24 protein-coding genes are annotated in these 24,464 nt (G+C 61.5%); 12 read left to right on the top strand and 12 right to left on the bottom strand.

Going from position 1 to position 24,464, the window contains the following annotated elements; all coding sequences use genetic code 11:
• Nucleotides 1-53 precede the first annotated feature (53 nt).
• Entirely contained in the window at nucleotides 54-344 is a 291-nt protein-coding gene (locus JOE32_RS17730; protein ID WP_003187366.1) for a DUF2782 domain-containing protein, read from the top strand.
• A gap of 55 nt (nucleotides 345-399) precedes the next feature.
• Nucleotides 400-1,353, top strand: a complete 954-nt coding sequence (locus JOE32_RS17725) for a homoserine kinase (protein WP_209986860.1) — start codon at nucleotides 400-402, stop codon at nucleotides 1,351-1,353.
• A gap of 127 nt (nucleotides 1,354-1,480) precedes the next feature.
• Here the strand turns inward: JOE32_RS17725 and JOE32_RS17720 are convergent, their stop codons facing one another.
• Nucleotides 1,481-2,410, bottom strand: a complete 930-nt coding sequence (locus tag JOE32_RS17720; RefSeq protein WP_209986857.1) for a zinc ABC transporter substrate-binding protein — start codon at nucleotides 2,408-2,410, stop codon at nucleotides 1,481-1,483.
• A 46-nt stretch (nucleotides 2,411-2,456) separates the two neighbouring features.
• Here JOE32_RS17720 and JOE32_RS17715 point away from each other — a divergent pair, with 46 nt between their 5' ends.
• The 4 genes from JOE32_RS17715 to JOE32_RS17700 are packed head-to-tail and all read left to right on the top strand — an operon-like array spanning nucleotide 2,457 to nucleotide 5,274.
• On the top strand, nucleotides 2,457-2,951 hold the full coding sequence (locus tag JOE32_RS17715; protein WP_169896426.1) for a Fur family transcriptional regulator: 495 nt from the start codon (nucleotides 2,457-2,459) through the stop codon (nucleotides 2,949-2,951).
• Entirely contained in the window at nucleotides 2,951-3,736 is a 786-nt protein-coding gene (gene znuC, locus JOE32_RS17710) for a zinc ABC transporter ATP-binding protein ZnuC (RefSeq protein WP_003233726.1), read from the top strand. Before JOE32_RS17715 ends, znuC begins: the two co-directional genes overlap by 1 nt.
• Nucleotides 3,729-4,517 (top strand): zinc ABC transporter permease subunit ZnuB, encoded by a 789-nt coding sequence (gene znuB / locus JOE32_RS17705; protein WP_209986854.1) that lies wholly within the window; start codon nucleotides 3,729-3,731, stop codon nucleotides 4,515-4,517. The genes znuC and znuB overlap by 8 nt, the downstream gene beginning before the upstream one ends.
• A gap of 37 nt (nucleotides 4,518-4,554) precedes the next feature.
• A complete protein-coding gene (locus tag JOE32_RS17700) occupies nucleotides 4,555-5,274 on the top strand; it encodes a PA5502 family lipoprotein (RefSeq protein ID WP_209986852.1) in 720 nt (239 codons plus the stop codon).
• 96 nt (nucleotides 5,275-5,370) lie between these two features.
• Here JOE32_RS17700 and katE read toward each other — a convergent pair whose 3' ends face one another.
• Nucleotides 5,371-7,512: a catalase HPII gene (gene katE / locus JOE32_RS17695; protein ID WP_209986849.1), complete on the bottom strand. Its 2,142-nt coding sequence runs from the start codon at nucleotides 7,510-7,512 to the stop codon at nucleotides 5,371-5,373.
• 265 nt (nucleotides 7,513-7,777) lie between these two features.
• Between katE and JOE32_RS17690 the strand changes: the two genes are divergently transcribed.
• Genes JOE32_RS17690 through JOE32_RS17680 form a run of 3 tightly spaced genes read left to right on the top strand, consistent with a single transcriptional unit; the run spans nucleotide 7,778 to nucleotide 10,281 of the window.
• Entirely contained in the window at nucleotides 7,778-8,785 is a 1,008-nt protein-coding gene (locus JOE32_RS17690) for a methionine ABC transporter ATP-binding protein (RefSeq protein WP_057006188.1), read from the top strand.
• Nucleotides 8,785-9,459, top strand: a complete 675-nt coding sequence (locus tag JOE32_RS17685) for a methionine ABC transporter permease (protein WP_209986847.1) — start codon at nucleotides 8,785-8,787, stop codon at nucleotides 9,457-9,459. Before JOE32_RS17690 ends, JOE32_RS17685 begins: the two co-directional genes overlap by 1 nt.
• A 51-nt stretch (nucleotides 9,460-9,510) precedes the next feature.
• Entirely contained in the window at nucleotides 9,511-10,281 is a 771-nt protein-coding gene (locus tag JOE32_RS17680; RefSeq protein WP_209986844.1) for a MetQ/NlpA family ABC transporter substrate-binding protein, read from the top strand.
• A gap of 149 nt (nucleotides 10,282-10,430) precedes the next feature.
• Here the strand turns inward: JOE32_RS17680 and JOE32_RS17675 are convergent, their stop codons facing one another.
• Together JOE32_RS17675 and JOE32_RS17670 are read right to left on the bottom strand one after the other, a co-directional pair.
• Complete coding sequence (locus JOE32_RS17675; RefSeq protein WP_209986841.1) at nucleotides 10,431-11,066, bottom strand: SCO family protein; 636 nt, start codon at nucleotides 11,064-11,066, stop codon at nucleotides 10,431-10,433.
• Between the two features lie 165 nt (nucleotides 11,067-11,231).
• Nucleotides 11,232-11,783, bottom strand: coding sequence for a cytochrome c oxidase assembly protein (locus JOE32_RS17670; protein WP_209986837.1), 552 nt, complete (start codon nucleotides 11,781-11,783; stop codon nucleotides 11,232-11,234).
• A 273-nt stretch (nucleotides 11,784-12,056) separates the two neighbouring features.
• Here JOE32_RS17670 and JOE32_RS17665 point away from each other — a divergent pair, with 273 nt between their 5' ends.
• Nucleotides 12,057-12,704, top strand: a complete 648-nt coding sequence (locus tag JOE32_RS17665; RefSeq protein WP_209986834.1) for a hypothetical protein — start codon at nucleotides 12,057-12,059, stop codon at nucleotides 12,702-12,704.
• Nucleotides 12,705-13,042: 338 nt separating this feature from the next.
• Here the strand turns inward: JOE32_RS17665 and JOE32_RS17660 are convergent, their stop codons facing one another.
• The 8 genes from JOE32_RS17660 to prlC form a co-directional block, all read right to left on the bottom strand.
• Nucleotides 13,043-14,584 (bottom strand): SulP family inorganic anion transporter, encoded by a 1,542-nt coding sequence (locus tag JOE32_RS17660; protein WP_209986831.1) that lies wholly within the window; start codon nucleotides 14,582-14,584, stop codon nucleotides 13,043-13,045.
• 85 nt (nucleotides 14,585-14,669) lie between these two features.
• The gene (locus JOE32_RS17655; protein WP_003233703.1) at nucleotides 14,670-15,401 is read right to left on the bottom strand and encodes a carbonic anhydrase; all 732 of its coding nucleotides are present in this window, start codon (nucleotides 15,399-15,401) and stop codon (nucleotides 14,670-14,672) included.
• 229 nt (nucleotides 15,402-15,630) lie between these two features.
• Nucleotides 15,631-16,689, bottom strand: a complete 1,059-nt coding sequence (locus tag JOE32_RS17650) for a PA0069 family radical SAM protein (protein ID WP_209986826.1) — start codon at nucleotides 16,687-16,689, stop codon at nucleotides 15,631-15,633.
• A gap of 70 nt (nucleotides 16,690-16,759) precedes the next feature.
• Complete coding sequence (locus JOE32_RS17645) at nucleotides 16,760-18,058, bottom strand: cytochrome c (protein WP_209986823.1); 1,299 nt, start codon at nucleotides 18,056-18,058, stop codon at nucleotides 16,760-16,762.
• A 12-nt stretch (nucleotides 18,059-18,070) separates the two neighbouring features.
• On the bottom strand, nucleotides 18,071-19,855 hold the full coding sequence (locus JOE32_RS17640; RefSeq protein ID WP_209986820.1) for a GMC family oxidoreductase: 1,785 nt from the start codon (nucleotides 19,853-19,855) through the stop codon (nucleotides 18,071-18,073).
• Nucleotides 19,856-19,857: 2 nt separating this feature from the next.
• Complete coding sequence (locus JOE32_RS17635; RefSeq protein WP_209986817.1) at nucleotides 19,858-20,610, bottom strand: gluconate 2-dehydrogenase subunit 3 family protein; 753 nt, start codon at nucleotides 20,608-20,610, stop codon at nucleotides 19,858-19,860.
• Nucleotides 20,611-20,847: 237 nt separating this feature from the next.
• Nucleotides 20,848-21,114 carry a YheV family putative zinc ribbon protein gene (locus JOE32_RS17630; protein ID WP_209986814.1) on the bottom strand — a complete coding sequence of 89 codons (267 nt, stop codon included), beginning with the start codon at nucleotides 21,112-21,114 and terminating at the stop codon, nucleotides 20,848-20,850.
• Complete coding sequence (gene prlC, locus JOE32_RS17625) at nucleotides 21,111-23,210, bottom strand: oligopeptidase A (protein ID WP_209986810.1); 2,100 nt, start codon at nucleotides 23,208-23,210, stop codon at nucleotides 21,111-21,113. Before prlC ends, JOE32_RS17630 begins: the two co-directional genes overlap by 4 nt.
• A 54-nt stretch (nucleotides 23,211-23,264) precedes the next feature.
• Between prlC and JOE32_RS17620 the strand changes: the two genes are divergently transcribed.
• Both JOE32_RS17620 and JOE32_RS17615 read left to right on the top strand, forming a co-directional pair.
• Nucleotides 23,265-23,807 (top strand): gamma carbonic anhydrase family protein, encoded by a 543-nt coding sequence (locus JOE32_RS17620; RefSeq protein WP_209986807.1) that lies wholly within the window; start codon nucleotides 23,265-23,267, stop codon nucleotides 23,805-23,807.
• Complete coding sequence (locus JOE32_RS17615) at nucleotides 23,804-24,463, top strand: HAD family hydrolase (RefSeq protein ID WP_209986803.1); 660 nt, start codon at nucleotides 23,804-23,806, stop codon at nucleotides 24,461-24,463. Before JOE32_RS17620 ends, JOE32_RS17615 begins: the two co-directional genes overlap by 4 nt.
• The last annotated feature ends 1 nt before the right edge of the window (nucleotide 24,464 follow it).

Genomic DNA, 24,464 nt, shown 5'->3' with positions numbered 1-24,464 from the left:
CGGGTCAGGCGCTAGAATAGCCGGACCAATGAAAACAAAGGGACAAGGTTATCATGCGTACATTCAATCGCCTGCTGTTGACTGGCCTGATTGCACTCGCTCCGATGGCTGCCATGGCGGCAGACGATGCGCCGTCGGCCGACCCGGAAGTGACCATTCGCACGGAAGGCGACAAGACCATCCAGGAGTACCGCCAGAATGGCTTTCTGTATGCGATCAAGGTCACGCCCAAAGGTGCACCGCCGTATTTTCTGGTGCGCGCGGACGGAACCGACGCGAACTTCATCCGCTCTGACCAGCCGGATATGCTGATTCCGTCATGGAAGATCTTCGAATGGAAATGATTTCCCCACTTTAATCGACGCTGCAATTCGCAGCGTCCGTAACGGCAGTTTACCCATGTCTGTGTTTACCCCCCTGGCTCGGCCCGAGCTGGAAACCTTTCTCGCGCCCTACGGGCTCGGCCGCCTGCTCGACTTCCAGGGGATTGCCGCTGGTAGCGAAAACACCAATTTCTTCATCAGCCTGGAACAGGGCGAGTTCGTCCTGACCCTGGTTGAGCGCGGCCCTGTGGCAGAAATGCCGTTTTTCATCGAGCTGCTCGACGTACTGCACGACGCCGACCTGCCGGTGCCCTACGCGCTGCGCACCACCGACGGCGTCGCCTTGCGCGAGCTGGCCGGCAAACCGGCGCTGCTGCAACCGCGCCTGGCCGGCAAGCACATCACGCACGCCAATGCGCAGCATTGCGCCCAGGTCGGCGAACTGCTCGGCCATCTGCACCAGGCCACCCAGGGCGACAAGGTGCTGGAACGCAAGACCGACCGCGGGCTGGACTGGATGCTCAGTGAAGGTGCACAGATTGTTTCGCACTTGAACGCCGCGCAGCAAAGCCTGCTGCAGGACGCGCTGGCCGAGATCCAGGCGCACAAGGCCGACATCCTGGCCCTGCCGCGGGCCAACCTCCATGGCGACCTGTTCCGCGACAACGCGATGTTCGAAGGCACCCACCTGACCGGCCTGATCGACTTCTACAACGCCTGCTCCGGGCCGATGCTGTATGACGTCGCGATTGCGCTGAATGACTGGTGCTCGAACGCAGAAGGCGCAATCGATGGGCCGCGGGCCCGCGCGTTGCTGGGCGCCTACGCGGGGCTACGACCGTTTACCGCGAAGGAAGCCGAACTGTGGCCGACGATGCTGCGGGTGGCGTGCGTACGGTTCTGGCTGTCGCGCCTGATTGCTGCTGAGTCGTTTGCCGGGCAGGATGTGCTGATTCACGATCCAGCGGAGTTCGAACACCGCCTGGCGCAACGCCAGCGGGTCAGCGTCCACCTGCCGTTCGCCCTCTGAAGCCTTACCGGATCAAAAAATGTGGGAGGGGGCTTGCTCCCGATAGCGGCGTATCAGGCAACTTATGCATGCCTGGCACACTATCATCGGGAGCAAGCCTCCTCTCACACTTGATCTTCGCTTGGTCTTAAAGCGATTCCAGGCACCCCGCCAGGTCGTTACCCAGCTTGTCCAGCACTTGCTCGTAGCCATTAGCGGTGGCCGGTGTATAACCGCCCAGCGCATCCAGCTCCGCCAGTTTTACCGGCAGACCCGCCACCAGGGTTTCAGCCAGACGCGGGCGCAGCGGCGGCTCGCTGAACACACAGGTCTTGCCCACTTCCTGCAGACGCGTGCGCATTGCCGCGACATGCTGGGCGCCCGGTTGCACTTCGGCGGCAACGCTGAACACGCCGGCATGCTTGAGCCCGTAAGCCTCTTCGAAGTAATCGAAGGCTTCGTGGAACACAAAATAAGGTTGGCCGGCGATCCCTGCCACGCGCTTTTTCAGACGCGCATCCAGTGCGTCCAGACGCTCGTCGAAAGCCTTCACGTTGCTCTCATAACGGCCGGCGTTCTGCGGGTCGGCGGCACTCAGGTCAGCCGCCATGCGCGCTGCGATCACTCGCGCATTGAGCGTAGACAGCCACACGTGAGCATCCAGGCTGCCCGGACGGTGATCGTGGTCATGCTCGTCGGCATCGTCGGCGTGAGAGTGGCTATCTTCGGCGAAGCGACGCAGTTTCATGCCAGGCAGGTCCTGCACCGCCACCGTTGGCGCGCTGCGGCCCTTGAGCACGCGCGGCAGGAAGCTTTCCATGTCCGGACCGATCCAATACAGCAGGTCCACCGACTGCACGCGCCGTACGTCGGATGGGCGCAACGCGAAGTTATGCGGCGACGCACCCGGCGGCAACAACACCTCGGGAACCGCCACGCCGTCCTGCACAGCGGCGGCAATCAGCTGCAACGGCTTGATGCTGGTCAGCACCTTGACCTCGGCCTGAGCGGCCCCCGCAACGAAAAAACTGGCGATAAATATGACAAAAACTGGAAAAAGTCGGGACACGATGACCACTCAATGGCGTAGGAACGGGTAACATAATAACGTCTCTATCAAATGTCTGTCGCCGCTCATGCCTAAAACACCGCTTGCCAGCCGTCCCCACGACCATTCTCACTGCGTGCACACCGCGCTGGCGGAAGCCGACACCCTGTGTGCGCAAAAGGGTTTGCGCCTGACCGCCCTGCGTCGCCGCGTGCTGGAACTGGTGTGGCAAAGCCACAAACCGCTGGGCGCCTACGACATTCTCGGCGTGCTCAGCGAACAGGACGGCCGTCGCGCCGCGCCGCCTACCGTGTATCGCGCGCTGGATTTCCTGCTGGAAAACGGCCTGGTGCACCGCATCGCCTCGCTCAACGCCTTCGTCGGCTGCAACCACCCCGAACACGCGCACCAGGGCCAGTTCCTGATCTGCCGCGAGTGCCACGCCGCCATCGAGCTTGAACAAAAAAGCATCAGCGACGCGATCATCAAGAGTTCTGCCGAGGTGGGCTTTCAGGTCGAAGGGCAAACGGTCGAAGTGGTCGGCCTGTGCTCGGGCTGCCAGGGGGCTTGATGAGCAACGCGTTAATCCGCCTGGAGCAGGTCGGGGTCACGTTCGCCGGGCAAACCGTGCTGGATAACATCGCCCTGAGTGTCCAGCCACGGCAGATCGTCACCCTGATCGGCCCCAACGGCGCCGGCAAGACCACCCTGGTGCGCGCCGTGCTCGGCCTGCTCAAGCCCGACACCGGTAGCGTGTGGCGCAAGCCCAAGCTTCGCGTGGGCTACATGCCGCAAAAATTGCACGTCGATCCGACCTTGCCGTTATCCGTGCTGCGCTTTTTGCGCCTGGTGCCCGGCGTTGACCGCGCCCGCGCACAGGCGGCGCTCAAGGAAGTCGGCGCCGAGCAGGTGATCGACAGCCCGGTGCAAAGCATCTCCGGCGGCGAAATGCAGCGCGTGCTGCTGGCCCGCGCCCTGCTGCGCGAGCCCGAACTGCTGGTGCTCGATGAGCCCGTGCAAGGCGTCGACGTGGCCGGTCAGGCCGAGCTGTACAGCCTGATCACCCGCCTGCGCGACCGCCATGGCTGCGGCGTGCTGATGGTGTCCCACGACCTGCACCTGGTGATGAGCACCACCGACCAGGTGGTGTGCCTCAACCGCCACGTGTGCTGCTCCGGCCACCCGGAACAGGTCAGCGGCGACCCGGCCTTTGTCGAGCTGTTCGGCAAGAACGCGCAGAGCCTGGCGATCTATCACCACCATCACGACCACGCCCACGACCTGCATGGCGCCGTGGTCGACGACCCTTCTGCACCCCACGTGCACGTTCACGGAGATAGCTGCAAGCATGGCTGATTTTCTGCTCTACGCCCTGCTGGCAGGCTTGGCTCTGGCGTTGGTGGCGGGCCCGCTGGGCTCGTTCGTGGTGTGGCGGCGCATGGCGTATTTTGGCGACACCTTGTCCCACGCCGCCCTACTCGGCGTGGCCATGGGCTTTTTGCTGGATGTGAGCCCGACCATCGCCGTCACCGTGGGCTGCCTGCTGCTGGCGGTGCTGCTGGTGACCCTGCAACAGCGCCAGCCGCTGGCCTCCGACACCCTGCTGGGCATCCTGGCGCCGAGCACCTTGTCCCTGGGCCTGGTGGTGCTGAGCTTCATGCATGAAGTGCGCATCGACCTGATGGCCTACCTGTTCGGCGACCTGTTGGCGATCAGCCCGACCGACCTTGCGTGGATCCTCGGCGGCAGCGCTGCCGTGCTGATGCTCCTGGTGACGCTGTGGCGCCCGCTGCTGGCGATTACCGTGCACGAGGAGCTGGCCAAGGTCGAAGGCTTGCCGGTGCCGGCCCTGCGCATGGCCCTGATGTTGTTGATCGCGGTGGTGATTGCTGTCGCGATGAAGATTGTCGGCGTATTGTTGATCACCTCGCTGCTGATCATTCCCGCCGCCGCCGCCCAGCGCCACGCCCGCTCTCCGGAGCAGATGGCAATCGGCGCCAGCCTGTTGGGGATGCTTGCCGTCTGTGGGGGCCTGGCGTTGTCCTGGTTCAAGGACACGCCGGCCGGGCCATCGATTGTGGTCGCGGCCGCTGCCCTGTTTCTGCTGAGTTTTGTCCTGCCCCGTCGAGGGGTGTAGACTTGCTCGCTTTTTGCGCAATTAGAGAGTCGCAGGAATGAAGCCGTTCACCTCCCGTTATCTGCTCCTTGCCGCATTTTCCCTGCTGCTGGGCGCCTGTCAAAGCACACCGCCCGCCGCCCTCGCGACGCCGGACGCTCGCGCTGCGGCCATCGCGCAGCTGGAGCAAAACCTGGCCAGCAGCGAGCTGGCAACCGCCGAGGACCAACTGGCGGCCTTGCAGGCACAAACACCCAATGACCCGGCGCTGGAGGCTTACCAACGCCAGTTGGCCGAAGCCTACCTGCAGCGCAGCCAGATCGTCCTGCAAAAGGGCGACGTCAACGCTGCCGCCACCGCCCTGAGCCGTGCCCGTGCGCTGATGCCCAAGGCGCCGGCCCTCACCGGCGGCGTCAACAGTGCGATCAGCCATGCGCGCAAAGCCGAGCTGGACAAAGCCGAGGCCGCCTTGAAAGCCGCCGAAGCCAAGCCGCCCGCCAAGGTCATCGACCCGGCGGCGCCCAGCACCACGGTGGCGTTGAACCTCACCGATATCGAAGCCCTGCGCCATCAACTGGATGCGATTGCCACCGATGTGGTGAATTACCAGTGCGACGTGAGCATCCAGGCGCCGCGCACCGAGGATTACCCGTGGCTGGCCACATTACTGACCAAACGGGTGAAGCGGATTGATTCGGGGTATGAGCTGAAGATCCACCGCCAGATCCTGAAACACATTCCGGCGCAGGTTGTGCTGATTCCGCGCAAGGCGGACTAACGCAAATCGGGAGCAAGCCCCCTCCCACCCCTGGAACGCATTCCAGGGGTGGGAGGGGGCTTGCTCCCGATTGCGGTTTAAGAAACAACCAATAAGTTAAGCCGGAATTGCCTTGGCCTTGGCCTCACGATCCCAGACCCGATGCTCGGCAATCGCCGCAAAGAACGCCTTGAACGCCTTCGCATCCGCGCCCACGATCAGCCCCTCGTCCGCCTCCAGCTTCAGCAGATCCAACAGCGGCTTCACGTCACTGGCGACCGCAATCGCCTTCAGGTGCTTGTACGCCTCCAACACATAGTGCAGCGCCACACCGTCACCGCTCAGCGCGTCCACCGAAGCTTTACCGCCCGGGATAAACACCGCGTCAAAGGCAATCGACGGCATGCCTTCCATCGACGCATCCACCGGCAGCGCCTTGCCATCTGCCGTCGTCACCGGCGCCGAAGTCGGCCCCAGCAACTTGGCGTGGGCACCTTCTGCCTCCAGCGCTTTTTTCATTGCATCAATCGCTGCGCCGTCCACGCCATTGGCCGCCAGAATCGCCACTTTGCGCGTCTTGATATCACCCGATAGCAGGTTCACCTGGCTCAAGGCCGGCGATTTTTTAACCGAGGTCTCACGCACAGGCACGGTGCCTTTGGCCGGCGCCGGCAGGCCCAGGTTCTGCGCAACGCGCTTGGCCAGTTCCAGGTCGATGTTGGCGAGGATCTCGTTGACCTGGCGGGCACGGATGTACTCGCGCTCGACCTTGCCCAACTCGAAGCTGTAGGCCGCGATGATGTGCTCTTTCTCGTGGTGGCTCATGCTGTTGAAAAACAGGGTGGCCTGGGAGAAGTGATCGCCGAACGACTCGCTGCGCTCACGCACCTTGTTGGCGTCAACACGCTCGTAATAGGTTTCGAAACCGCCGTCAGTCGGGCCTGCCGGTGTTTCTTTCGGCCAGCCACCGTCGATGGAGTTCGGCTCGTAGGCGGCGCGGCCCTTGTCGATCACGGTGCGGTGCTGCGCGTCGCGCTGGCCATTATGGAACGGCGCAACCGGACGGTTGATCGGGATCTCGTGAAAGTTCGGCCCGCCCAGTCGGCTGATCTGCGTATCCGTGTAGGAAAACAGACGGCCTTGCAGCAGCGGGTCGTTGGTGAAATCGATACCCGGCACGATGTGGCCTGGGCAGAACGCAACCTGCTCGACCTCGGCGAAGAAGTTGTCCGGGTTGCGGTTAAGCACCATCTTGCCGAGCGGGGTGATCGGCACCAGCTCTTCGGGGATGATCTTGGTCGGGTCAAGCAGGTCGAAGTCGAAGTTATGCTCGTCTTCTTCTGCAACGATCTGAACGCCCAGCTCCCACTCAGGGTAGTCGCCGCTCTCAATCGCTTCCCACAGGTCGCGACGGTGGTAGTCGGTGTCTTTACCGGCCAACTTCTGCGCTTCGTCCCACACCAGGGAGCAGGTGCCGACCTTTGGCCGCCAGTGAAACTTGACGAAGCTCGACTTGCCTTCGGTGTTGATCAAACGGAAGGTGTGCACGCCAAAACCCTGCATGGCACGCAGGCTTTTTGGAATGGCACGGTCGGACATGGCCCAGATCACCATGTGCGCCGATTCCGGTTGCAGCGACACGAAGTCCCAAAAGGTATCGTGGGCCGAACCGCCGGTAGGAATCTCGTTGTGCGGCTCAGGTTTTACGGCATGCACAAAGTCAGGAAACTTGATCGCGTCCTGAATGAAAAACACCGGCATGTTGTTGCCCACCAAATCGAAGTTGCCTTCGTCGGTGAAGAACTTCACGGCAAAACCACGCACGTCACGCACAGTATCGCCGGAGCCGCGCGGGCCCTGCACGGTGGAGAAGCGCGCAAATACCGGCGTTTTATGCTCCGGCATCCGCAGGAAACCAGCCTTGCTAAGCGCAGAGTGGTCTTCGTAAGTCTGGAAGTAACCATGGGCGCCGGTACCACGGGCATGCACGATGCGCTCTGGAATGCGCTCATGGTCAAAGTGCGTGATCTTTTCACGCATGATGAAATCTTCGAGCAGCGAGGGGCCGCGAGCGCCCACCTTCAAGCTGTTCTGGTTGTCGGAAATCTTCACGCCCTGGTTGGTGCGCAGCGCCTGGCCGGTCGCGTCGGAACGGAATTCTTCCAGGGCCTGCAATTTGGCGTTGGTGTTGCCACGGTCAAGGGTATCGGTGCCCGCGAGTTCACTCTTCGGCGGGGTGGCTGGCTTCTTGTTACTCATCAGTCAAAACTCCTTATTCAAAGTGGCCAGAGCGTTCCCCGGCTCTTTTGAGCAAAACCCCAGGCACGGCACCTGGGAAATCGAGTTGCTTAAGTAGTGACTAATGAGGTTTTGGGCCGTTCCTTTTTTATGACCTTTGATCGCGTTATTGCCAAATCGCTGGTTGAATGCGAAATAAATGCTAAGAAAGACTATACGGACAGGCTAAAATGCGCGCCCGGCTAACCGCTGATCCCTTTTCCATGCGCCCCACAAGGTTCGCTACGTGATCGAGTTTCAAAACGTCCATAAAACCTACCGCGTCGCCGGTAGGGATATCCCCGCCCTGCACCCCACCAGCCTGCGCGTCGAAAACGGCCAGGTGTTCGGCCTCATCGGCCATTCGGGTGCGGGTAAAAGTACGCTGCTGCGCCTGATCAACCGCCTCGAAGAACCGAGTGGCGGGCAGATCACGGTCGACGGCGAAGAAGTCACCGCACTGGATGCCAACGGCCTGCGCCGCTTCCGTCAGCAGGTCGGGATGATTTTCCAGCACTTCAACCTGCTGGCGTCCAAGACCGTCGCCGACAACGTGGCACTGCCGCTGACCCTGGCCGGCGAGTTGTCGCGCAAGGCCATCGACCTGCGCGTGGCCGAGTTGCTTGCCCGCGTGGGCCTGTCGGACCACGCCAAAAAATACCCGGCGCAACTGTCCGGCGGCCAGAAACAGCGCGTCGGCATCGCCCGCGCCCTGGCGACCAAGCCAAAAATTCTGCTGTGCGACGAAGCCACCAGCGCCCTCGACCCGCAAACCACGGCGTCGGTTTTGCAACTGCTGGCCGAGATCAACCGCGAGCTGAAGCTGACCATCGTGCTGATCACCCATGAAATGGACGTGATCCGGCGCGTGTGCGACCAGGTGGCCGTAATGGACGCCGGCGTCATCGTCGAACAAGGCTCGGTGGCCGAGGTGTTCCTGCACCCCAAGCACCCGACCACCAAGCGTTTCGTGCAGGAAGCCGACCAGATCGACGAAAGCGAGCAGCGCGATGATTTCGCCCACGTGCCAGGCCGCATCGTGCGCCTGACATTCCAGGGCGAAGCGACCTACGCGCCATTGCTGGGCACCGTCGCCCGCGAAACGGGGGTGGACTACAGCATCCTCGCCGGTCGGATCGACCGCATCAAAGATATCCCTTACGGGCAACTGACCCTGGCCGTCACCGGCGGTGACATGGACGCGGCATTTGCGCGATTTACCGCTGCCGATGTCCATATGGAGGTGCTGCGCTGATGGACGTTTTCCTGAGTTTCTTCGCCAATATCGACTGGTCCGAGATCTGGCTCGCCACGGGCGACACCATGACCATGCTGTTCGGTTCACTGTTCTTTACCGTGCTGCTGGGCCTGCCGCTGGGGGTGCTGCTGTTCCTGACCAGCCCGCGTCAGCTGTTCGAGCAGAAAGGCCTGTACGCACTGCTGTCGCTGATCGTGAACATGCTGCGCTCGCTGCCCTTCATCATTTTGTTGATCGTGATGATTCCGTTCACCGTGTTGATCACGGGCACGTCCCTGGGCGTGGCGGGTGCGATCCCGCCGCTGGTGGTCGGTGCCACGCCGTTCTTCGCGCGGCTGGTGGAAACCGCCCTGCGTGAAGTGGACCGCGGCATCATCGAAGCCACCCAGTCCATGGGCGCCAGCACTCGCCAGATCATCACCAACGCATTGCTGCCCGAGGCACGGCCCGGCATCTTTGCAGCGATTACGGTGACGGCGATTACACTGGTGTCCTACACGGCCATGGCCGGTGTGGTCGGGGCCGGCGGCCTGGGTGACCTGGCGATCCGTTTTGGTTACCAGCGCTTCCAGACCGACGTGATGGTGGTCACCGTGGTAATGCTGTTGATTCTGGTGCAAATCCTGCAAACCGTCGGCGATCGACTGGTGGTGCATTTTTCTCGAAAATAACGGCCATTGCCGGCCAGAAGCCGGCAATTAACCGAACAAGGAGCTTGCTGCATGAAAAAACTACTGGTCGCTTTTGCCGCCGTTGCGGCGTTTTCCGCCCACGCCGAAACCCTCACCGTTGCAGCCTCGCCGGTGCCGCACGCGGAAATCCTCGAGTTCGTGAAGCCTGCCCTGGCCAAAGAAGGCGTGGACCTGCAGGTCAAGGTCTTCACCGACTACGTGCAGCCCAACGTGCAGGTGGCAGAAAAACGCCTGGACGCCAACTTCTTCCAGCACCAGCCGTACCTGGATGAGTTCAACAAGGCCAAGGGCACTCACCTGGTGAGCGTTGGCGGCGTGCACCTGGAACCTCTGGGCGCGTACTCCAGCAAGTACAAGAAGCTCGACGAGCTGCCGGACGGCGCCAACGTGGTCATCCCCAACGACGCCACCAACGGCGGCCGCGCCCTGTTGCTGCTGGCCAGAAACGGCCTGATCACCCTGAAGGACCCGACCAACATCCTGTCGACCATCAAGGACATCACCGGCAACCCGAAAAACCTGAAATTCCGCGAACTCGAAGCCGCCACCCTGCCGCGCGTGCTGACCCAGGTTGACCTGGCGCTGATCAACACCAACTACGCCCTGGAAGCCAAGCTGGATCCTTCCAAGGACGCGCTGGTGATCGAAGGCAGCGACTCGCCTTACGTGAACATCCTGGTGACCCGCGAAGACAACAAGGACTCGGACGCCGTGAAGAAGCTGGTAGCCGCCTTGCACACCCCTGAAGTGAAGCAATTCATCGAAGAGAAATACAAGGGTGCGATCAAGCCAGCGTTCTGATTCGTCCGTAAATCTGCGACCTCCAACCTGATGGAGGTCAAAAAAGTGGGAGGGGGCTCGCTCCCGATAGCAGCGCTTCAGTCAACTGATAGGTCGACTGACTCACCGCTATCGGGAGCAAGCCCCCTCCCACTTTTTTTGTGCCGGCCTTACTTGCGCAGCAATAATCCCGGCAACTGTGCCACCAGCTTCTGGTTGTTCAACGGCGCGCGGATAAACCCGCGCTGGGTGCCGTCCGGCCCGATAATCGCGAGGTTGCCACTGTGGTCGACGGTGTAGTTGGGCTTGCTGGTGTCAGCTGGTATGAAGGGGATGCTCACGGCATTCGACACCTTCTGCACATCATCCACAGTCGCACCGGTCAGGCCGCGGAACTGCGGATCGAAGTAACCCAAATACTGCTTGAGCTGCGCCGGAGTGTCGCGATGCGGGTCGACACTGACCAGAATCACCTGCAACTTATCCACAGCCTCCCTGGGCAACTCACTCTTGATTTGGCGTAATTGGGCGAGGGTAGTGGGGCAGATGTCCGGGCAGAAGGTGTAGCCGAAGAACAGCAGGCTCCACTTGCCTTTCAACTCGTTGATCACCACTGGCTGGCCGTTCTGATCTTGCAGGGTCACTGGCGGCAGTTGGCGGCTTTGCGGCAGCAGGATGATGCCTGCGTCGATCAACGCCACAGAGTCAACCTGACCCCTTCCCGAGATCGCCTTGTTAACGATGAGGCCCAGGATCAACGCCACCAGGGCAATCAGCATGAAGACAGTTTTTTGAGTTCGAGTCATAGGGTCAACAGTAGGAGTGGTTTATGAGCAGGGCGATAAACGACAGCAACAGGTGCCGGAGTGTAAAGCAGGAGAAGCAGCTGGGTGTAATGCTGCTTCAGGTTATGTAGTACGTATCATGATTGAGCATGTATTTGCCTCCGTTATGGAGGGGGCAAACAGTAGCTAGCCCTCGCCACGCAGGGCTACGGGCGATGAGTGAGCAGTGATATCGAACAACGTGTAAGCCAGCGTTATATGCGTCACATCCCGGGGCATGTCGCGGTCGACGATGAAACGTACCGGCATTTCTATGCGCTCGCCGGGTTGCAGCACTTGCTGGGTGAAACAGAAGCACTCGGTCTTGTGGAAGTACGGCGCGGCTTGCGCCGGGGAAATGCTCGGCACCGCCTGGGCGGTCATGGGTTTGTCGGTGGGGTTGTAGGCCACGAACAGCATCTCGCTGACGGCGCCTGGATGGACCACGACCTCACTGGCCTTGGCATGAAAATCCCACGCCATATTGGCGGCATTGGTGGACTGAAACTGCACCCGCACCTGGCGCATCGAGTCCACCACCTGCGATCCCCTGTATTGCCCGGCGGTCCCGTCGTTGAGGCCGAACGCGCTGGACAGCGCATCGTAGATGGGCACCAGAGCAAAGCTGAAAGCGAACATCGCCACCGCGAGGATCAGCACGCGCGCAATAAACCGTTTGAGCGGAACAGATTCAGCCATAACACCCACCCAGTATCCGCAAGGGCCACACAGTCCAGGACACCGTCGAGTATAGGCAGCGTTCGTAAACTCGTGATGTAGCCGGGAAAATCAGTGAAAAACGATCAGTCCCACCCGATAAAGTCAGGAGCGGAAACGTTTTTGCGACTAAAATTTGCGCTGGGATATAGCGCACGCGCATAACCATGAAGTAATTATGACAAATGCATCTTAGGCGCTCGGATAAACGGGCTAACTTCTCCTCTTTCCTACACCTGCTTGACTGGAGCCACCATGAACACCGCCGCATTGCGCGAGCAGATTTCCCGTGCCCATCACCACGAAGCCAGCACGGGCCAACTGGCCCTGCAACTGGAAAAACAATTGCCGCACCTGCATTCGGCCATTTCCCTGGCTGAACGTGATCGCAACGGGGTCATGACACGCTTCGTCACGGCCTACATCGACCTCGTCCCGGACCTGCTGGACGCCGCCAATGACGTGGCCCGCGCAGCCGGTATCGAAAGCCAGATCAAACCGGTACTGAAGATCGCCGAGCATTTTTTCCTGCAGCCACCGTCAATCCTCGCCGGGCACGAGGGCCTGGAAAGTTTGCTCGATGAGGCCTACCTGGCGCATCGCCTGGTGGAAGAAGTAAACGATCTGTATATCAAGCATTTCGGTCAGCCGTTGATACCGGCGGATACCACCGTGGCCAACCTGATTGCCCACCAATTGATCGGCGAAGCCTTCGCCAACCAGTTGGACGAGGCGGTACACCTGGCGGTGGATGAAATGCTCAACGAAGAGAGTTTTGCGCTGGAGTCGGTAGAGCGCTACCGGGAAAAGCTGAGAAGCCCGAACACCGAAGCTGCGTGGAAGCGCTGGCCGTGCCTTTCACGGCAGTTGGGCGTTGAACTGGCCCTGGATCAGCCTGCCTGATCTGCACAGCCAAAAGATCAAATGCGGGAGGGCGCAAACGCCTTCTTAGCAAACAAAAATAACGTGTTGATGTTAAAGCCTGAAATTTCACACTGCCCATGAGCAGTCAACCACACCCTTGTGGCGAGCAGGCTTGCCCTGCGTTGGGCTGCGCAGCAGCCCCAAAGCCAGGCGCTGAGCCGTATCAGGTACACCGCGTTTTGCTCGATTGGCGGCGCTTCGCACCCCAACGCGGGGCAATCCCGCTCGCCACAATAAGCCCACACATTTTCCTTAGCTGAACGGGATTAGGGCTTGCCACAACAAGCCCTCTCACCTTGGCGGAGCCACCCAGGTGTTCAAGCCGGGGCGGATCCAATCCCGGTTGTGGTCCTTATCCGCCCTTCCAGGCGACGCTTCAGCCCCCGCGCCTCAATCACCAGCTTCGAGCCCTTCGCCGCATTTGCGCGGCCCCATTCCTCCAGCAACTCCAGGCATGAATGGTCGATATAGCTCAGGTTATTGAGCGGCACATGCACGGTGGTCCCCGCCGGTACCGTCGACAGCACCTGGGTCAGCGCCGGTACCTTCAGGAAGGTCGCCGCACCGGTCAGGCGCAGTTCCATCTCGGCGTCCTGCGGCAGGTCGATCAGGCTGACTTTCAAGCGTGAGGCCTTGAACGCGAGCTTGAGCAATGTCAGACCGAAGCCCACCAGCACGCCCGTCAGCAAGTCGGTGAAAATGATCGCCAGGGCCGTGGCCGCGTAGGTGAACATCGGCATCCGCCCATAGCGCCCCAACGCCTTGAACGCCTTGATGTCCACCAGCTTGATCCCGGTGTATACCAGCACGCCGGCCAAGCTCGCCACGGGAATACTTTGCAGCACGCTCGACAGCAGCAGCACGAAGCCCAGTAGCCACAGGCCATGGAACATCGCCGACAGCCGCGTGGTGGCGCCGGCCTGGACGTTGGCCGAGCTGCGCACGATCACGCCGGTCATCGGCAGGGCGCCGACCAGACCGCAGAGCATGTTGCCTACACCTTGAGCAGACAATTCCTTGTCGAAGTCCGAGCGCTGCCCACTGTGCATACGGTCAACCGCGGCGGCGGACAGCAGGGTCTCAGCGCTGGCGATGAACGCCACGGCGAACGCCGCGATCAACAGCTGCGGATCGGCCAGGTTGAGCAGGTCGCTGGGACGTAGCCAATCGATGGCGTCCGCCAGGTTTTCCGGTACTTCCACGCGCTTGACCTGCAACGCCAGCACCAGGCTGGTCACGGTCGCCAGGCCCACACCGAGCAGAGCGCCGGGCACAAAGCGCAGTTTCTGCGGGCGCAATTTGTCCCACAGGTACATCACCAGCATGGTCGACAGCCCCAGCAGACCGGCCTGCCAGCCAAGGCCGCCGCCCAGCGTCGGGATCGCTTCGACCAGCGCCGCCGGGAAGCCCGTGAGGTTGTCCAGCCCGGAAGGCTTGGGCGCACCGTCGAGCATCACATGCACCTGCGACAGCACAATCAATACGCCGATACCCGCGAGCATGCCGTACACCACTGCAGGCGCCGTCACGCGGAACCAGCAGCCCAGGCGTAAACGCCCGGCCACCAATTGCAGGAAGCCCGCCAGCAGCAGAATCGGCCCGAGCATCAGCATGCCGTGCTGACGCACCAACTCGAACACCAACACCGCAAGGCCCGCCGCCGGGCCGCTGACCTGCAGCGGCGACCCCGCCAGCCAGCCCACCACCAACCCGCCGATGATCCCGGTGATCAGGCCCTTGGCCGGCGGCATGCCGGACGCGATCGCGATCCCCATGCACAGGGGCAGGGCGACCAGAAACACAACCACGGAAGCGAGCAGCTCCCGTGGCAATACAGCTTTCAATTGAGCAGCACGCATGATGACTCTCCCGAGGCATTCGCCGGGCGCGGTAAAGCCTGGCTGCATCCATGGCAGCCACCGCTTTACCCGGCAGGGAAGTGTGTTAGAAGCGCGCTTTAGGCGTCGCGGACGGAATCGGACCTTCACCGCCCAACGGTCGGAATGCCGACTGATCCGCGTCGTAGGCGCGGATCTCGCTGGTCTCGATGTTGTAGATCCAGCCGTGGATAAACAATTGGCCATTGGCCATGCGCGAAGCCACGGACGGGTGGGTGCGCAAATGCTGCAACTGGGCGATGACGTTTTCTTCGGTCAGCACCTGCATGCTTTCGCCTTCATTGGCGCAGTCGCAGTTGTCATGGACCATGGTCTTGGCGACCTCGGCATGCCGCAGCCAGGCCTTGACCGTCGGCATCTTCTCCAGGCTCTGGGGGTTGAGCACTGCGCGCATGGCGCCGCAGTCGGAGTGGCCGCACACGATGATGTGCTGCACGCCCAGGGCGAGTACCGCGTACTCGATGGCGGTGGATACGCCGCCGTTCATCTGGCCATAGGGCGGAACCACGTTGCCGACGTTACGGGTCACGAACAGGTCGCCAGGGGAGCTTTGGGTAATCAGCTCGGGCACGATGCGCGAATCGGCACAGGTAATGAACATCGCACGTGGGCTCTGGGCCGTGGCGAGTTTCTTGAACAATTCTTCCTGCTGGGGGAAGACGTCGTGATGGAAATGCAAAAAACCATCAACGATGTGCTGCAGCGCTGCATCGGCGGACTCCGCCACTTGAGGGGCTGAAGCCGACGCAGCCAACGGCTGTTTATCGTTATCACTCATGATTCATCCTCATACTTTATGCAGGGGCAGGGTTCAGCTCAGTTCGACGCCAGAGCCGTGAAATAGTTGTGCAATTGCCACAAACCAGGTCACCGACTCATTGGTCACTCGCTGAACAAGGTAACCATCGAAACTTAACTCAAGCTGAATGAACCGCTCTAGATCAAGGGTTTCATTGATATCAAAACGCGACTATTCCTACAGTAACCGTGTACCTCAACCGATCAGTCTATAACAGTGCCATCTGTCTACCCGGTGGACAGAACGCCGTGCAATCGAGGTTATACCCCTCCCGACGATCCAGGCCCAGGCGCTTGAGCGCCTTGCTGAACCGCTGTGCCAACAGGTCTGCAAAGGGCCCCTCGCCACGCATGCGCACGCCGAACCGACTGTCGTACACCTCACCCCCGCGCACCTGGCGCACCAGGCTCATCACGTGGGCCGCGCGCTGCGGGTAATGTGCCGCCAGCCACTCCTCAAACAGCGGCGCCACCTCCAGCGGCAGGCGCAGCATCATGTAGGCCGCACTTTGCGCCCCGGCAGCGTGGGCTTCGGTGAGCAGGTTTTCCAGCTCGCTGTCGTTGATCATCGGAATCATCGGCGAGCACAGCACACCCACCGGAATGCCTGCCTCACGCATCACGCGAATGGCCCGCAAACGCGCCTTGGGCGCCGCCGCGCGCGGTTCGAGGATGCGCTTGAGTTCGTCGTCCAGACTGGTGAGGCTGATCATCACCGCCACCAGCCGTTGCCGGGCCAGTTCGGTGAGCAGGTCGAGGTCGCGCAGTATCAGTGAGCCTTTGGTGATGATGGTCACCGGGTGCCGATAGCGCAGCAGCACTTCCAGGGTTTGCCGGGTGATTTTGTACTCGCGCTCGATGGGCTGGTACGGGTCGGTATTGGAACCCAGGTTGATCGGCGCACACACATAGCCGGGCCTGGACAGTTGCTGCTCGAGTACCTCGGCGGCATTGCTCTTGGCGATCAGACGGGTTTCGAAATCCAGCCCCGGCGACATGTCCCAATAGGCATGGCTGGGCCGCGCATAGCAGTAGATGCAGCCATGCTCGCAGCCGCGATACGGGTTGATCGAACGATCAAACGGCAGATCCGGCGAGTTGTTGCGCGTGATGATGGTTTTGGCCGTTTCGATGCGCACTTCGGTGCCCTGGGTCTGCGGCACTTCCTGATGCCAGCCGTCGTCTTCAGCCACGCTGACGGTGGGCGCAAAGCGGTTGTGCAGATTGGTGGCCGTGCCCCGGCCACGGGGCGGCAGCGCAGTCGTCATGAAAATGCCTCGATACTGTTTTTATGTACAGTATCGAGACACAAGCGTTATGACCAGTGCCGTCCGGCGGTCAGTGCTTTTGCGTGACCTGCCCCAGGTCATCGCCCGAGGTGCTGCGCATATCGCTCTTGCGCAGGTCGGCCACCTCGCTGGCGCTGATCGGCGTGCCTTTATTGCCCCAGCTGCCACGAATGAAACTGACAACGTCCGCCACTTCCTGATCCGACAAACGCCAGGCAAACGCCGGCATGGTGAAGGTCGATGGCGCCGCATGGGTAGCCGGCAGGGTGCCGCCGTTCAACACGATGTTGATCAACGACGTGGCATCCGCCGTCTGCAGCACCGGATTGCCTGCCAGCGCAGGGAACACCCGCGTGTAGCCATGGCCATCGGTACGGTGGCAAGCCGCGCAATTGTCGATGTACACCGACGCGCCCGGCTTACTGTCATCGCCCTTCCACAGCGCCTCGGCCACCTGTTTATCGTACTGATGCGGCTGGTCCTTGGGATCGACCGCAGGCAGGCTCTTGAGGTAACGGGCGATAGCGGTCAGGTCGTCTTCAGACATGTACTGCATGCTGTGGACGACAACGTCACTCATGCCGCCAAACACCGCGCTGCGGTCACTGCGACCGGTCTTGAGAAACTGCACCAGTTGCTCTTCGCTCCAGCTGCCGAGGCCGTCCTTGTGATCGCCGCGCAGGCTCTTGGCGATCCAGCCTTCCAGCGGCGCGCTGCCGGACAGGAACGCGTTGCCATCGGCAGCGCTCAGGGCTTTTTCCTGCATGGTCAGCGCACGCGGCGTATGGCACGCGCCGCAGTGGCCGAGGCCTTCCACCAGATAGGAGCCACGGCTGATCACCGGATCGGCACCCGCCGGCGCCTGGTAATCCGCCACCTCAGGCGCAAACATCCAGCGCCACGCCGCCAATGGCCAGCGCATGCTCAGGGGCCAGGGAATGTCGCTGTCGCGGTTTTCCTGGGCCACCGGCTCCACGCCTTTCATGAAATACGCGTACAACGCCTGCATGTCGCTTTCGCTGACACGCGCGTAAGACGGGTAGGGCATCGCCGGGTACAGCGTACTACCGCTCTTGGCGACGCCATGGCGTACGGCCTTGTCGAAGTCTTCGAAGCTGTAGTCGCCCAGGCCTGTTTTATCCGGGGTGATGTTGGTGGAATAGATCATGCCGATGGGCGTTTCCATCGGCAGCCCGCCGGCGAACGGCTTGCCGTCCCTGGCGGTGTGGCAGGCCACGCAGTCACCGGCACGGGCCAGGTATTCGCCCTGCTTGATCAGATCGGTTTCGGCAGCGCTCACCGAGCAACTGCTGAACAGCGCCAGGGTCGCGATAACAAATGCTTTCATGGTCATCGCTCCTTATGCCTGAACCAACGGGCCGGGGTTTTTCAGGTACTGCTCGCGGATCGCCCGGGCCGACCAGTAGGTCAACGCGGCCACCAGGCCGGTAGGGTTGTAGCCCAGACCTTGTGGAAAAGCGGACGCGCCGGGGACAAACACATTGTGTACATCCCAGCTCTGCAGATAGCGGTTCAACGCGCTGGTCTTCGGGTCGGTGCCCATGATCGCGCCGCCGTTGAGGTGGGTGGTCTGGTAGGCCGCCGTATTGAAATGCTCGCCGACTTTCTTGCCGAGCAGGGCAATCGACTTGGGGTTCATCGCTTCGGCGACCTTGCTCATTTTCTCGACCATGAAGCGGTTCATCTTGATGTCGTTTTCCTGCCAGTCGAACGTCATCCGCAGCAACGGCAGGCCGTAGGCATCGCGGTACACCGGGTCCAGATCGAGGTAGTTGCCTCGGTAGGATTGATGGGCGCCGTGAGCATCCATCGACACCTGATGGGTATAGTAATCGGCGGTAGCGCGCTTCCACGCACTGCCCCAGGCCGGAGTGCCCGGTGGGTTGGACGTGCCGGCAATCGGCCGGCTGCCCGCCTGGTTGACCCACATCGGCGAGCCGCCGACAAAACCATGGGGGCCATGGTCGAAGTTGTCCGCGTTGAAATCATCAATGGCCACGCCATTACCACCCGCACCGATAAAGTTATTGGTGTGGGTGTCCTTGTCGAAAAACGCCTTGATGGTGGCCATGTTCTGGTAGGCGAAGTTGCGGCCCACCACGCCCTCGTTGGTGATCGGGTCGTAGGGCTTGCCGATGCCCGACAGCAGCATCAGCCGCACGTTGTGGAACTGGAAGGCACCGAGGATCACCAGGTCCGCCGGCTGCTCGCACTCGCGGCCCTGGGCGTCGATGTAGGTCACGCCGGTGGCTTTGCTTTTGGTGCTGTCGAGATTGACCTTGAGCACGTGGGAATTGGGCCGCAGCTCGAAGTTGGGCACCTGGCGCAACGCCGGCAGGATGTTCACGTTTGGCGATGCCTTGGAATACATGTAGCAGACGTAGCCGCTGCAGAATCCGCAGAAGTTGCACGGCCCCATCTGCGCGCCATAGGGGTTGGTGTAAGGCCCCGAGGTATTGGCCGACGGCAGGTTGTAGGGCTTGTAACCGACCTCGGCAGCCGCTTTCTGAAACAGCTGTGCGGAGACGGTGTTTTTCTGCGATTGCAACGGGAACGGATTGGAGCGGTCCGGCGCATACGGGTTGCCGCCACGCCCTTCGCCCACCAACTGACCGTTGACGGTCCAGGCCTGGCCGGAGGTGCCGAAGACTTTCTCCGCATAATCGAAAAACGGCTCCAGCTCTTCGTAGCTGACGCCGAAATCCTGGATGGTCATGTCCTTGGGAATGAAGTGTTTGCCGTAGCGCTCCTCGTAATGGCTGCGCATGCGCAACTCGATGGGGTCGACGCGAAAATGCACGCCCGACCAGTGCAGGCCCGCACCGCCGACGCCGTTGCCTGGCAGGAAGGCGCCAAGCTGGCGGTTGGGCAGGGCGACGTCATTCACGCTATGGCGAATGGTCACCGTCTCCTTGGAAATGTCCTGGAAGAGTTTTTTACGCACGCTGTAGGTCAGTTCGTCGATGACCTGGGGATAGTTGCCGTCCGGGTAAGTGTCCTGCATCGGACCGCGCTCCAGCGCTACCACGTTCAGGCCCGCTTCCGTCAGTTCCTTGGCCATGATTGCACCGGTCCAGCCGAAGCCGACGATCACTGCATCGACTTTCTTCATGATGGTCGCCACGTTTATGCCCTCTCGCCACGGATGGAAACAGCCGGGAAGGGGTATTGCTCGTTGCGTTCCACCCAATCCATGAAGTCGGCGCGGGCGCCGGGGAAGCCGATCATGGTCCAGCCGACCATGCCTTTGTTGCCGCCGTGGATCGGGTCGCAGAAGAACCCTTCCTTGGTGTTTTGCAGCAGCAGGTTGAAGAACATCTTTGGCGGCACCGCCTCAAAATGCGCAGACACTTCACCGCCGCCTGCTTCGAGGCGCCGAAGCATATCGTCTCGGGTAGCGCTGTCTTGCGCAGCAAAAGCTTTACCGTTGAACGCCTTCGACCAGGCATCCGTGGCGGCAATGCCCAGGCGATAGATCTCCCGGGGCACCAACTTGCTCTGCCAGCCCATCTCCGGCGCGGCGTCGGCATTGAATGGGCCTTGCATGAACCACAGGGCTCCGCTGGCGTAAGGCGTGTTCATCTGGCGGTCGATGTATTCCGGCGCACCGGCTTCCAAAGCACCTGGACCCTGCGCATCGGCAGGAATCAGGCGCTCGACGGCGGCGTTGATAAACGCCCATTCTTCGGCCGTGAAATAACTCGGCTCGTAGGCTTTGTCGCTGGCTACAGACTTGGCAGACGCGGCCTGCACGGGCTCGGGCGTGGCCATCAGCATCGAGCCGCCAAGGCCGGTACTGGCAACCGTGACCACCGGGATCAAGGTCAAGGATTTGCGCAAAAAATCACGCCGGGGGTTGTCTTGATCTTGATCAGACATGGGTGCACCTCATCATGTGGTCACGGGTTTGGCCACCGCTTCTGGAGAGCGGCTCGGGCAATCATTGGTTACAAATGATAGCAGGCTAAGCATCCGTAGACCTCGTTAAGCGCCGAACAAAAAAATGTGGGAGGGGGCTTGCTCCCGATAGCGTCGTGTCAGTCAGCCTGTCTTTCAGCTGATCCGCCGCCATCGGGAGCAAGCCCCCTCCCACAGGTTGAGTCGGGTACGAGGGTTTTAGTCTTTCTTCAACTTGGGATTGGGAAAGAACTGCACCGCCTGCACCTTGGGGTCGGCCGGCGCTTTGAGCGCCGAGGTATTGACCCGCGTGCCCAATTCCCTGGGCACCGACAAGCCCTGCTCATTCAACGTGTCGGTATACCCGCAGGCCACGCATTCGCGGTGCGGCACGTCGTCTTCGGTCCACATTTTCAGCCTGTCCGGCTCGCTGCACGCCGGGCAAACCGCCCCGGCGATAAACTGCTTCTTGGTGATCACCGTCATGCTGCTGCGTCCTCACTCAGGCCGCTGTGGCGCAGGAGCGCATCGATGGTCGGCGCGCGCCCACGGAAGTCGACGAACAGCACCATCGGTGCCTGGGAACCACCGCGCGCCAGGATCGCCTCGCGGAAGGCACGTCCGGTATCGGCGTTGAGCACGCCGTCTTCTTCGAATTTGGAGAACGCATCCGCCGACAGCACTTCAGCCCACTTGTAGCTGTAGTACCCCGCCGCGTAACCGCCGGCGAAGATGTGCGCAAAGCTGTTGGGGAAGCGGTTGTAGGCCGGCGGACGCATCACCGAGACCTCGTCACGCACACCTTCGAGCACCTGCGCGACACTGCGGCCATCGCCGTGGGTGGCGTGCATTTCGAAGTCGAACAGCGAGAACTCCAGCTGACGCACCATCATCAGGCCGGATTGGAAGTTCTTCGCCGCCAGCATTTTTTCCAGCAGGTCCTGAGGCAGCGGCTCGCCGGTCTCGTAATGACCGGAGATCAGCGCCAGGCCTTCGGGCTCCCAGCACCAGTTCTCCATGAATTGGCTCGGCAACTCCACCGCATCCCAGGCCACGCCGTTGATGCCGGACACGCCAGCATGCTCGACGCGGGTCAGCAGGTGGTGCAGGCCATGGCCGAATTCGTGGAACAGGGTGGTGACTTCATCGTGGGTCAGCAGCGCAGGCTTGCCGCTGTCGGCCGGGGTGAAATTGCACACCAGGTTGGCCACCGGGCTTTGCAGCACGCCGTCGAGGGTGCGGCGACGGTCGCGCGCGCCGTCCATCCAGGCGCCGCCACGCTTGTTGGCGCGGGCGTACAGGTCGAAGAAGAAACGCCCGACGTGCTGGCCGTTTTCCTTGATTTCGAACAGGCGCACGTCCGGGTGCCAGGTGTCGAAGCCTTTCTGCTCGGCGATCTCGATGCCATACAGGCGCTGCACAATGGCAAACAGGCCGCTCAGCACCTTGTCGATCGGGAAGTAGGCGCGCAGGGCTTCCTGGGACACGCTGTAGCGTTGCTCGCGCAGTTTTTCGCCGTAGAAACCGCTGTCCCAGCTTTGCAGGTCGGCGCAGCCCTGTTCGGCGGCGTAAGCCTTGAGCTGTTGCAGGTCCTGGGCGGCAAACGGTTTACTGCGCTTGGCCAGGTCACGCAGGAAGCTCAGCACCTGGTCGCTGGACTCGGCCATCTTGGTGGCCAGGCTCAGCTCGGCGAACGACGCAAAACCCAACAGCTGGGCCAGTTCCTGACGCAGATCGAGGATCTGTTCCATCACCGGGCCGTTATCGTTCTGACCGGCATTCGGGCCCTCGTCCGACGCCCGCGTGCAGTACGCGGCGTAGACTTCTTCGCGCAGGGCGCGGTCGTGGGCGTAAGTCATTACCGCGTAATAACTGGGAAATTCCAGGGTGATCAACCAGCCGTCGAGGCCTTTGGCCTGGGCAGCGGCGGCCATTTGCGCCTTGGCCGAGTCGGTCAGGCCGGCGAGGGTGGCTTCATCGGTAACGTGCTTGGTCCAGGCCTGGGTGGCGTCCAACAGTTGGTTGGAAAACTTGCTGCCCAGCTCCGAGAGCTTGCTTTGCACTTCGGCGTAGCGCTTCTGCTGTTCTGGCGGCAGGTCGATACCCGACAGGCGGAAATCGCGCAGGGAATGCTCCAGAATGGTTTTTTGTGCCACGTCGAAACCGGCGGCTTCCGGGCTGTTGGCCAGGGCTTCGAAGGCCTGGAACAGCGCGCGGTTCTGGCCCATCTCGGTGGAATAAGCGCTCAACGCCGGCAGGCAGCTTTCGTACGCTTCGCGCAGCTCGGCGCTGTTGCACACGGCGTTTAGGTGGCTGACCGGGCTCCAGGCGGCGCCCAGGCGGTCATTCAGTTCGTCCATCGCCAGGACCAGGCCTGCCCAGGTAGGGTTTTTACCCTGGCTTTGCAGGATGCCTTCGATGGCAACGCGGTTGTCGGCGAGGATCTGTTCGATGGCCGGTTGCACGTGCTCGGCACGGATCGCTGAGAACGGCGGCAGGTCGTAGGACTGCAGAAGCGGGTTGTTCGCGCTCACGGTGGGCACCTTGGCTGAAGAAAACGGATAAGACAAAGATGGGGCCATCTTAATTACAATCAACACCCACCGCAGCTATCAGCACACAAGAGAGAGGCTATCGTGACCCTTCGCACCTATCAGAACCACACGCCAACCCTCGGCGCCGGGGCTTTTGTCGATATTTCGGCGGTGGTGATCGGCGATGTCGAAATCGGCACCGACAGCTCGGTCTGGCCGCTGACCGTGATTCGCGGCGACATGCACCGCATCCGCATCGGCGCGCGCACCAGCGTGCAGGACGGTTGTGTGCTGCACATCACCCACGCCGGGCCGTTCAACCCGGACGGCTTCCCGTTGCTGATCGGCGACGATGTGACCGTCGCCCACAAAGTCATGCTGCATGGCTGCCGCGTCGGCAACCGGGTGTTGATCGGCATGGGCAGCATCGTGATGGATGGCGCCGTGGTGGAGGACGACGTGATCATCGGCGCCGGCAGCCTGGTGCCGCCGGGCAAGACCCTCGACAGTGGCTTTTTGTACGTGGGCAGCCCGGTCAAACAGGTCCGCGCGTTGACGGACAAGGAGCGCGCGTTTTTCACCTACAGCGCCGCCAACTACGTGAAGCTCAAGGACCTGCACCTGGCAGAGGGGTTCGACCAGTGAGCCTGCGTTACTCCACCGTACTGTTCGATCTCGACGGCACCCTCACCGACCCGCGCGAAGGCATCACGCGCTCGATTCAATATGCCCTTGGCAAACTGGGGATTGATGAGCCGGACCTGACCCGGCTTGAACACTTCATCGGCCCGCCGTTGCTGCAGGCGTTCATGCAGTTCTACGGCTTCGACGAAGCCAAGGCCTGGCAGGCGGTGAATTTCTACCGCGAGCGCTTCAAGGTCACCGGGCTGTATGAAAATCGCGTATTTGACGGCGTGATGCCGTTGCTGGAAGCGCTGAACCAGCAGGGACGCCAGCTTTACGTGGCCACCTCCAAACCGTGGGAATTTGCCCGGGAAATTGCGCGACACTTCGACTTTGCCAGGCACTTCAAGGTGATCTACGGCAGCGAGCTGGACGGCACGCGCACCGACAAGGTCGAGCTGATTGCGCACCTGATGCGCGAAGAAAGCCTGGACCCGGCGGCGACCCTGATGATCGGTGATCGCAAACATGACCTGATTGGCGCGCGCCGCAACGGGCTGGATTCGGCAGCGGTGGGGTATGGATTCGGCAGTTTTGAAGAGCTGAATGCCGAGGCGCCGACCTGGCATTTCGAAACGCTGGATGAGATGCATCAGGGGTTTTTGCAGCGCTTTTGAG

This window comes from Pseudomonas sp. PvP025, from assembly GCF_017832155.1.
Lineage (GTDB): Bacteria > Pseudomonadota > Gammaproteobacteria > Pseudomonadales > Pseudomonadaceae > Aquipseudomonas.
Note: the sequence above shows the minus strand (reverse complement) of the source record. Positions and strands in the feature narration are given on the sequence as shown.